General features: G+C 73.6%; 7 protein-coding genes. 5 read left to right on the forward strand and 2 right to left on the reverse strand.

Going from position 1 to position 8,848, the window contains the following annotated elements; translation table 11 throughout:
- Positions 1-190: 190 nt before the first annotated feature.
- The gene (locus tag VT52_RS28125) at positions 191-1,672 is read right to left on the reverse strand and encodes an NADH-ubiquinone oxidoreductase-F iron-sulfur binding region domain-containing protein (RefSeq protein WP_046426339.1); all 1,482 of its coding nucleotides are present in this window, start codon (positions 1,670-1,672) and stop codon (positions 191-193) included.
- Positions 1,669-2,502, reverse strand: a complete 834-nt coding sequence (locus VT52_RS28130; protein ID WP_053055674.1) for a hypothetical protein — start codon at positions 2,500-2,502, stop codon at positions 1,669-1,671. The genes VT52_RS28125 and VT52_RS28130 overlap by 4 nt, the downstream gene beginning before the upstream one ends.
- An 857-nt stretch (positions 2,503-3,359) precedes the next feature.
- On the opposite strand from VT52_RS28130, the gene VT52_RS37230 reads away from it, so the two are divergent.
- From VT52_RS37230 to VT52_RS28150, 5 genes are all read left to right on the forward strand, one after another.
- Positions 3,360-4,106 carry a ferric reductase-like transmembrane domain-containing protein gene (locus VT52_RS37230; RefSeq protein WP_046426337.1) on the forward strand — a complete coding sequence of 249 codons (747 nt, stop codon included), beginning with the start codon at positions 3,360-3,362 and terminating at the stop codon, positions 4,104-4,106.
- Complete coding sequence (locus tag VT52_RS28140) at positions 4,103-5,818, forward strand: FAD-dependent oxidoreductase (protein ID WP_053055673.1); 1,716 nt, start codon at positions 4,103-4,105, stop codon at positions 5,816-5,818. Before VT52_RS37230 ends, VT52_RS28140 begins: the two co-directional genes overlap by 4 nt.
- Positions 5,815-6,096, forward strand: a complete 282-nt coding sequence (locus VT52_RS37640) for a hypothetical protein (RefSeq protein WP_143070928.1) — start codon at positions 5,815-5,817, stop codon at positions 6,094-6,096. The genes VT52_RS28140 and VT52_RS37640 overlap by 4 nt, the downstream gene beginning before the upstream one ends.
- A 589-nt stretch (positions 6,097-6,685) precedes the next feature.
- Complete coding sequence (locus VT52_RS28145) at positions 6,686-7,381, forward strand: response regulator transcription factor (protein WP_046426335.1); 696 nt, start codon at positions 6,686-6,688, stop codon at positions 7,379-7,381.
- 5 nt (positions 7,382-7,386) lie between these two features.
- Entirely contained in the window at positions 7,387-8,784 is a 1,398-nt protein-coding gene (locus tag VT52_RS28150) for a sensor histidine kinase (RefSeq protein ID WP_046426334.1), read from the forward strand.
- Positions 8,785-8,848 lie beyond the last annotated feature (64 nt).

An 8,848-nucleotide genomic window follows, 5' to 3' on the forward strand; every position in this document is an offset into this window, starting at 1 on the left:
GGAACTTCCCGCGAGTCCCGACGGAGCCCCGACCCCCTCCGGGAAGGACGCACGTCCGGCCCGCCGTCGGTAGCCGTCAGCATGGGCGGATCGTGGCGACCGGGTGTGACAGTCACGTCGGGGTCACCGGTTGACGACCCGTGCGGGTGCCCCTCCTCGGGGAGACGCGGGTACCCCCTCCGGGGAGGAGTCACACGCGGGGCCGCAGGCGCATGGCCAGGGCGGGGCACTGGTTGACGGCGCGGCGGGCGTCGTGCTCCTGCCAGGGGGCGACCTGGATGGTGGTCGAGGTGGGGTAGCCGTGCGGGCCGAGGCGGACGAGGTCGGGCGCCAGCACGGCGCACAGACCGTGACCGGAGCAGCGCGACCAGTCCACCTCCAGCCGGGCGGTCCGCGCGGGCGGCAGGGGCAGTGCTCCTCGTACGGGAAGGCCGCAGCCGGGCCCGGACAGATGGGCGTCCACGTCCTCGGCGAAGACGTGCAGCGCGGTGAGCAGGAAGCGGGCCGTGCCGTCCGGGTGCGAGCAGGCGCCACCGGCCTGGGCCGCGCCGAGGGCTCGCCGGGCGTCCTCCACCACCGTGGGCTCGGCCGCGCCGGCGGCCAGCATGGCCAGGGCCTCGGCGGCTTCCGGCAGGCCGCTCTTGCACGGTCCGCACTGGCCGCTGGACTCGGCCGCCAGCCATGCCGCGACCTGGGCGATCTCGCCGAGCGGGCACGTGTCGTCGGGGAGCGTGACGACGGCGCCCGCCCCGAGGGTTCCCCCGAGGCCGGAGAGGCCGGCCCGGGAGAGCGGCGCGTCGACGGCGTCCGACGGGTGCAGCCAGGCACCGTGGTAGCCGCCCACCGATACGCCGATGCCCGCCCTGAGACCGCACGCGTCCAGCACCTGGCCCAGCGGGGCACCCGACGGAACCTCGACGACGAGCGGATCGGCGCCCGGCCGGTTGACGGTGAGCAGGATCGTGCCGGGTTCGGCGGCGGTGCCGACGGCCGCGTAGCCGCTGGGCCCGAGCCGGGCGGCGACGGCGAGTTGCGCCCAGGTCTCGGCGTTGGAGAGCAGCGTCGGCCGACGGCGCACCCCGCCGGCCGCGCCGCCGGCCGCGCGGGCCTTCACCGGTGCAGGCGCCACCGGCAGACCGTTGACGCCGCGGATCAGGGCCCCGGACTCGCCGGACACGAAGCGTTCGGGGAGGCATATCGTCCGGGCCGGGCAGGGAAGTTCGCGCTCGGCGAGGGCGGCCGGGACCGAGATCTCGCCGGGGCCGCCCGCGGCGACGCCGATCACGATCTCCTCGGCGCCGAACGCGGCGGCGGCCAGGCAGGCGCCGTCCAGGACCAGGTGGGGCGCGCGGGCGAGCAGCATCTTGTCCTTGGCGCTGGCCGGTTCGCCCTCCGCGCCGTTCACCACGACGACCGGCGGCGCGCCGGTGCGGTCGGCGGTGGCGAGCGTGGCCCGCGCCTTGCGGGCGAACGGGAAGCCGGCGCCGCCGCGCCCGGACAGCCCGACGGCCTCCGCGAGGGCGAGCAGCCCGTCCCGGTCCGACGGGCGCAGGGGCGGGTGGACACGGGTGTGGGCGGCGAGGTCCAGGCGCTGGTGACGGTCCAGACCGGCGGTCAGCCGGGCCGTGCCCAGCCGGCGCACCTCGGGCAGCTTCAGCGGGGCCTTCTTCATTCGTTGCTCCCGGGCTGGGCCAGGCGGAGCGGCCGGGGCACCGGTCGCGCGGCGTGTTTGGGCTGTCCGGGCATACCGGCCGGCGTCGCGGGCCGGCGGGCCGCCGGCGCCCCCGCGGGCCAGGTGATGGGGCCGGTGTCGGCGGTGGGCCGGGCGGACAGGGCGGTCAGCGCGGAGGGACGGACGGCGGCGGGCTGGTACGTCCTGGCGCCGCGCCGCCGCCGGATCGAGGGCCGGTGACGGCCCAGGCAGGAGCCCAGGTAGGAAAGGACACGGACCAGCAGTGCGAGCGCCACCAGGGCCGCGCACAGGCCGTAGCCCCAGAGCACCCATGGGTGTGCCGCGCGCCCCGCCGTCAGGCCGTGGGCCAGGGCGACCGGCCAGCACAGGTACGCCGTCGAGTGCAGCACCCGCCACAACCAGGGGCGGCGGCCGGCGAACCGGCCGCGGAACACGCCGGTGGCCGTGATCAGGACGAGCAGGTCGGCGGCGATGGTGCCCAGGCTCACCGCGAGTGCGGCGCCGCCGGTGAAGGGGACCACCGCCGTCTGCGGTGCGGCGTGCCGCTCGACGACCTTGACCGCGATGTGGGTCGCCAGGAAGCCGAGCGCGGCGACGGCGCTCGCCCGGTGCACGGACTGCACGGCCACCCGCAGCCGGGGGGTCAGCACCAGCCGGTCGGTCGCGGCCAGCCCTGCTGCCACCACGGCGGTCAGCGAGATCAGCGTGAAGACGCCGGCGAAGTAGTCCAGGAAAGCCATCATCCGGCCGGCCACCGCGACCGACGCGGCGCCGGTCACAGGACGGGCGAGCAGGACGACGCTGGACATGGGGCACCTTCTTCCTTTTCTCGGTCACGCGCTCAGGCCGTGGCGGGGCCGGATCGGGATTCCGCATGCCGGTGTCGGGGAAAGGCACCGCCGGAGAGTGCTGGCGTCGGCGGTGCCGCGGGACAGGTGCCATCGTTAGCCCGTCCCACGGCCTGATCACAATGTTCCCGGTACGGCTCCGGACCGTAGTGAGCCCGCCGGCGGCACCGGTTCCCCGGTTATGGAACGGCGTTTCTCGTCCACGATCGTGCCTAGTAGTCACCGAATGTGCCGTGACCAGGTTCACCGTGCGGAGGCCGGCCGCGGTGCCGGGACCCGGGTCGGGTGATCGCCCGGCCGGAGGCACCGCGCCCGCGAAGAGCGCGGTACGCGCGGGGGCCGCGCCGGCGGACGGCTCCGGCCGGGATCGTTGCGGCCCGCTTCGGCGACTTCCGCCGTTGGCGCCCTATTTGCCGATAAATTCTCGATAGTTGATTCCTGGAATTAATAGGGTGACGCTTTTCACACGTGCTGCAGACTCTCGGCGGAATCCTCATGCGGAGCGCCATGTCACCACAGAGTTCAGAGGATATTCAGAGGTGTTCGCGAACCCGGCTCCCCCAGCTTCGCGAAAGAGGCCATTTCCTGACATCCCCTCTGCGCCCTTCTTGCCGAACACGCCGATGGGGCACCCGGATTCGTGTAGCGTCTGCCGCCATCAGCGAGCCGCCCGTGTGGGAAAGGGGACCATCCGCAGGCGGCTCGCCCTCGGGGGCATTGGTGTCATCCCCCGTGCGAGCGCACTCCGAGTACGGCGGCTGCGGCCGCCCGCCCCGTCCGTGCGTTCCGCGGGCAGGTCGATGCGAGGAGCTCACAACGTGCTGAGGGACAAGGCGCCGAGCAGGCGCGGTCCTGTCGTCGCCGGATCCGCCAGGTGGCTGGTCGTCGCCGTGACGGTGGTCGGAGTCACCGTGCTCCTGACCCCGGAGGCCGTCGCCGCCGCGCCACCGATACCGGGATCACCGTTGGACGCGTACCGCGCCCACGTGCCGTACGACACGGGCGTGCACCAGATCGCGAGGCTGGCCGCGCTCATCGCCTACGCGCTGATGGTCTCGACGGTCGTCCTGGGGGTGATGCTGAGGCTGCGGTTCATGCAGCGCGCCGTCAACAGGGCCACCTTCTACGGCGCCCACATGACGCTGGCCCTCTCGGCGATGATCTTCGGGGGCATCCACGGCCTGACGTTCCTCTACCAGCCGATCTGGCGGATCGGCTGGGCGCAGCTGACGCTCCCCTTTCTCGGCGGCGTCCAGCGCCTCCCCGTGGGAATGGGCATCCTCGGGACGGAACTGGCGATCGCCGTGGCCTGCTCGGTGTGGCTGCAGAACCGCCTCGGCTACCACCGCTGGCTGCGGGTCCACCAGTTCGGCTACGTGTCTTTCGCACTGATCTGGCTGCACGTCTTCCTCGTCCACCCGGAACCACGCCACCTGAACCTGGTCGCGGTCGGCGTGGCGGCGGGGGCCGGAACGGTGCTGCTGGCCTTCCTCGTCCGCCTCTTCCCCTCACGCAGCAGGCTGCGCCAGCGGGCCTTTCCCGGCGGATCCGGAGTCTCCAGGTGAACCATCCCCATCCCGGGTATCCGCCGGAACACCTCCCGCCCGCGCCCCCGGGACACCGCCACGGGGTCGTACCGTTCATCCCCCAGCAGGCACAGCCGGGCGGCGCGCGCCCGGAACGGCGGGCCCCGGCCCAGCTCCCGGCCGTGCCCCCGCTCACCGCCGAGTCGTTCGACCTGCCGCGCCCCGCGCTGGTCCCGGAGGGCGAGCCCGTACGGATCGGCGTGGACAACAACCGCTGCCACATCTACGGGATATGCCAGCAGGAGGCACCCGAGGTCTTCCGTGTCTCCGAAGGCGGCTCGCTGCACTACACCCGGGCGGTGCCGGCCCAGTTCGCGGCCAAGGCGCGGCAGGCGGTGCGCTGCTGTCCCATGCAGGCGATCAAGATCGAGGGAGGGCGTACCCGCGCCGCCGGTACCGCCGGCGAAGGGCTTCCCGGGCGTCCGCTGCGCAGTGGTGCGTCGGCGCGGGCGAGCCGCAAGCGCATCGTCGTCGCCGGCGCGGGCCTGGCCGGCCTGAGCGCCGCGAGCCGCCTCAGGGAACGCGGGTTCGACGGAGAACTCGTCATCGTGGGCGAGGAGGCACACCGCCCCTACAGCCGCCCGCCCCTGTCCAAGCAGTTCCTCTCCGGTGAACTGACCGCGGAGCAGATGACGTTCAGGGCGGAGGAGGCGCTGGACGCCCACTGGCTGCTGGACACCGGGATCGTCGGCCTCGACCTCTACGGCGCGGCCGTGCACCTGCGGGGCGGCGAGCGGCTTCCCTTCGAAGGGCTGGTCGTGGCCACCGGAGTGGACGCCAAGCGGCTGCCCGAAGCCCCGCTCTTCAGCGATCGCATCCGCACGATCCGCACCCTGGACGACGCCGCCTCGGTACGGCGGGCGATGGATGCCGCGGCCGCCCGCCACGTGGTGATCCTGGGCGGCGGATTCGTCGGCTGCGAACTGGCCTGCACACTCCGTGCCCGCGGCCTGGACGTCACCCTGGTCGTGCACAGCGCACCGCTGCTGCGCCGGGTCCTCGGCGAGCGGGTCGGGGCCGTGGTCGGCGACATCCAGGGCAGGGCGGGCGTCGACGTACGGCTCGGCACCAGGATCACCGACTGGCAGGACCACGGTGACGTACTCAGGCTGCGCCTGGACGACGACGATGTGATCGACGCGGACTTCGTCGTCCTCGGCCTGGGCAGCGAACCGCGCACGGAATGGCTGCGCGACAGCGGACTGGACGTTTCCGACGGTGTGCTGTGCGCTCCCACCTGCCACGCGATCGACCGCTGGGGCCGCCCCACCCCGCACGTCGTCGCCGCGGGTGACGTGGCCCGCTGGCCCAACCTGCGTTTCGACGCGGAGCCGCGCCGCACGGAGCACCTCATCCACGCGGTGGAGATGGGCCAGCATGCCGCGGACGCCCTGTTGCGCGGCCCGGACCGCGCCGCACGCTTCGCACCGGTGCCGCGCTTCTGGTCCGAGCAGCACGGCACCCGCATCCAAGCGGTGGGAGTCCCCGCTCTCGGAACCGATGTGGAGATCACCGAAGGGTCGCTGCGCTCCGAGCGCTTCGTCGCCCGCTACACCCGTGAGACCGCCTACGGTCCGCAGATCGTGGCGGCCGTCGCCTTCGACATGCCCCTGGAACTCCTCGAATACCGCGACCAGATCGGCCGGTCCCGTCCGCGCTCGCGGGCCCTGAACAGAAGGAGCAGACGATGAGCCGAGGCGGACGTGCACGTGGCCGCCGCTCCAGGCGCCCACCGGCCGGCGGGCTGCTGTACTGGGCGTTGAGCCTGCCCGCGCGCCTGCATCTGCGGTGGCTGGTGATCGCCGTCGTGACCGCGGCCGTGATGGGTGCCTACGCCAGAGTGCTTGTCACCGCCGCGCCGATGCCGCCGAGCAAGGCACCGGCCACCTCGGCGGCCGGGGGAGACGGCTCCGGCTCGGACGGCCCGAGGGCGACAGAAGCCCCGAGGAAGAGCGACCCCGGGCAATGAGGTGGTGCGACGTCACGCGGCATGCGGTCCGTCGTGCGGGCCGCGGCCCCCGCGCCGTGTGTCCGCCGCGGGCGTCGGCGCCGGCCGGAGCGCTTTCCCGGCGACCGTCGGGCCACGGGTCAGGACGCTCCTGTCGTCGTCTGCGCCGGCTGCGTGGTGGAGGCCGGGGCGTTCGCCGGGGCCTGCGGGTTGCTGCCGGAGGAGTGCCCGACAGCGCCGGGCACCGGTCGGGAGACGCTCGGCAGTACGTGAGCGTACCCGGCCGAGAGCAGAAGGGTTGCCGCTGCCGCGGCGGTGGCCGTTCGGCGGGTTGTGGCACCCACTCGCCGAAGACCGTGTTCGCGCTGCCGTACCGGGTCGGAGTCGTGCATGGGCATCATGGGTCGGCCTCCTAGGGTCGAAGGCGGTGCCGCGAGGCGCTCGTCCGGCTCGCGGACACCATGTCATCAGCGTGCGTCGCGCCGTGTCGGAAAGCCGTTCGGGAAAGCTTCAGATGCGGCAAAGCCGGGCCACTGCGTCAGCGGTTCCGGCGCGTGCCCGTCCTCCGGCCGATCCGGGGAGTCGTCCGCGGCGTTCTAGGCTTGGTGCCGTGCAACAGGAAGCGGGCTCTCGGACGGCTCCCGACGCGCTCACGGTGCTGGTCGTCGAGGACGACCCGGGGCTTGCCGGGTCGCTGGTGCGCGGCCTGGACCGGGCCGGGTACCGGGCGACCAGTGTCGGCACCGCACGCGGTGCGCTCACCCACGTACCGGTACCCGACGTGGTCCTGCTCGACCTCGGCCTGCCTGACATGGACGGCATCGAGGTCTGCCGGAGGCTGCGCCGTCAGTCGGACGCGGCGATCATCGTGGTGACCGCCCGCGGCGAGGAGGGCGACCGTGTCGCCGCGCTCGACGAAGGTGCCGACGACTACCTGGTCAAGCCCTTCGGCCTGGCGGAGCTGCTGGCGCGTATCAGGGCCGTACTGCGCCGCATCCGCCCCGCCGGGCCCGAGCTGCTGACTCACGGCCCGCTCGTCGTCGACCCCCGCACCCGCAAGGTGACCGTCGGTGGGGAGGAAGTCGGGCTGACCCCCAAAGAATTCGACATCCTCCAGTGCCTCGCCGCCGATCCGGGCCGGGTCGTGACGCGCCAGGAGATCCTGGAACGCGCGTGGGACGCGCACTGGTACGGGCCCACGAAGGTGCTGGACGTCCATATGGCCGCGCTGCGCCGCAAGCTGGGTGTGCCCGGACTGGTCGAGACGGTCTACGGGCGCGGTTTCCGCCTCGGCGAGGTCGGCTGAGTGCCATGACCCGTCGTATCGCGCTCAGCGTCCTCGCCCTGATCACCGCGATCCTGGTGCTGGCGGTGGTGCCGCTCGGCCTGATCATGACGCAGCGCGAGCAGACCTCGTTCCGGGACGAAGCGGCCGCGAGGGCGAGGTCGATCGCCTCGGCGGCCGAGGAGTATCTCTCCGACCACAAGTCGGGGGCAGCCGCGCGGAGCCTGGTCGAGGACGCCCACAAGAGGGGCGAGTGCGCGACCGTCTACGACAGCGCCGGCCATGTGGTGCTCTCGACGGCCTGTTCCGACGTGGCCGGGGACGATTCCGCGAGGTTGGTGGCCTCCGCGCTCGCCCACCCCGGCACCCGGGTGCGTCAGGACGACCAGTGGCTCACCGTCGCCGTGCCGATCGGTGACACCGCGGACGCCGCCGGGGTCGCCGTCCTGAGCCGGTCCGCCGATCCGCTCCACGACCGGATCCTGGCGATGTGGGGCTGGCTCGCGCTGATCGGTATCGGCGGCCTCGGCACCGCCGTGCTGATGTCGGTGCTGCTGGCCCGCTGGGTCGGACGTCCGCTTCGGGTGCTGGACCAGGCGGCACAACGGCTGGGCGAGGGAGCGCTGGACGCGCGGGCGCCCGTCGAGGCGGGACCGCAGGAGGTGCGCCGCCTCGCGGCGACGTTCAACACGATGGCCGCCCGCACCGAGGCCCTGGTGCACGGTCACCGGGCGGTGGTCGCCGATGTGTCGCACCAGCTGCGCACCCCCCTCGCGGCCCTCCGGTTGCGGCTCGACCTGCTCGCCGCCGACGCCGAAGGGGACACCGCCGAGGAACTGGCCGACGCGCAGGGTGAGATCGCCCGTCTGTCCCGGCTGGTCGACGGCATGCTGGCGGTGGCCCGCGCCGAGCACGCGGTGCCGCGACCGGTGGCGATCCGGGTGGACCGCCTCGTGGCCGAGCGGGTCGCCGCCTGGGAGCCCGTCGCCGACGCGGGCCGCGTCCGGCTCGCCGCCGACTGCCGTCCCGGGCTCACCGCCTTCCTCGGCAAGGGCGACCTGGAGCAGGTGCTCGACAATCTGATCGCCAACGCCCTCGACGCGGTCCAGGAGGGCGGCCGGGTGGTGATCACAGGCAAGCGGCAGGGCGGAACGGTTCAGCTGCGGGTCGCCGACAACGGCCCCGGGATGCCCGAGACCGTGCGGGAGACCGCGTTCCGCAGGTTCGGCAACCCCGAGGCGAGCGGTACCGGGCTGGGCCTGGCCATCGTCCACCGGCTGGTCACCGTCAATGGGGGCACCGCCGACCTGCAGGAGTCGCCCGGTGGTGGTCTGACCGTGGCGCTCTCGCTGCCCGCGGTCCGACGTGGCCGCGAGCGCGGCGGCCGGTCCGGGGCCGACGGTACGCGGACGAGCCGCGCCTGAGCGGGTCAGAGCCGCGCCGGACCCGCTCCGGCCTTCCCCTCCCCTCCCCTCCCCTCCCCTCCCC

Source organism: Streptomyces malaysiense, assembly GCF_000980885.2.
Classification (GTDB): domain Bacteria; phylum Actinomycetota; class Actinomycetes; order Streptomycetales; family Streptomycetaceae; genus Streptomyces; species Streptomyces malaysiense.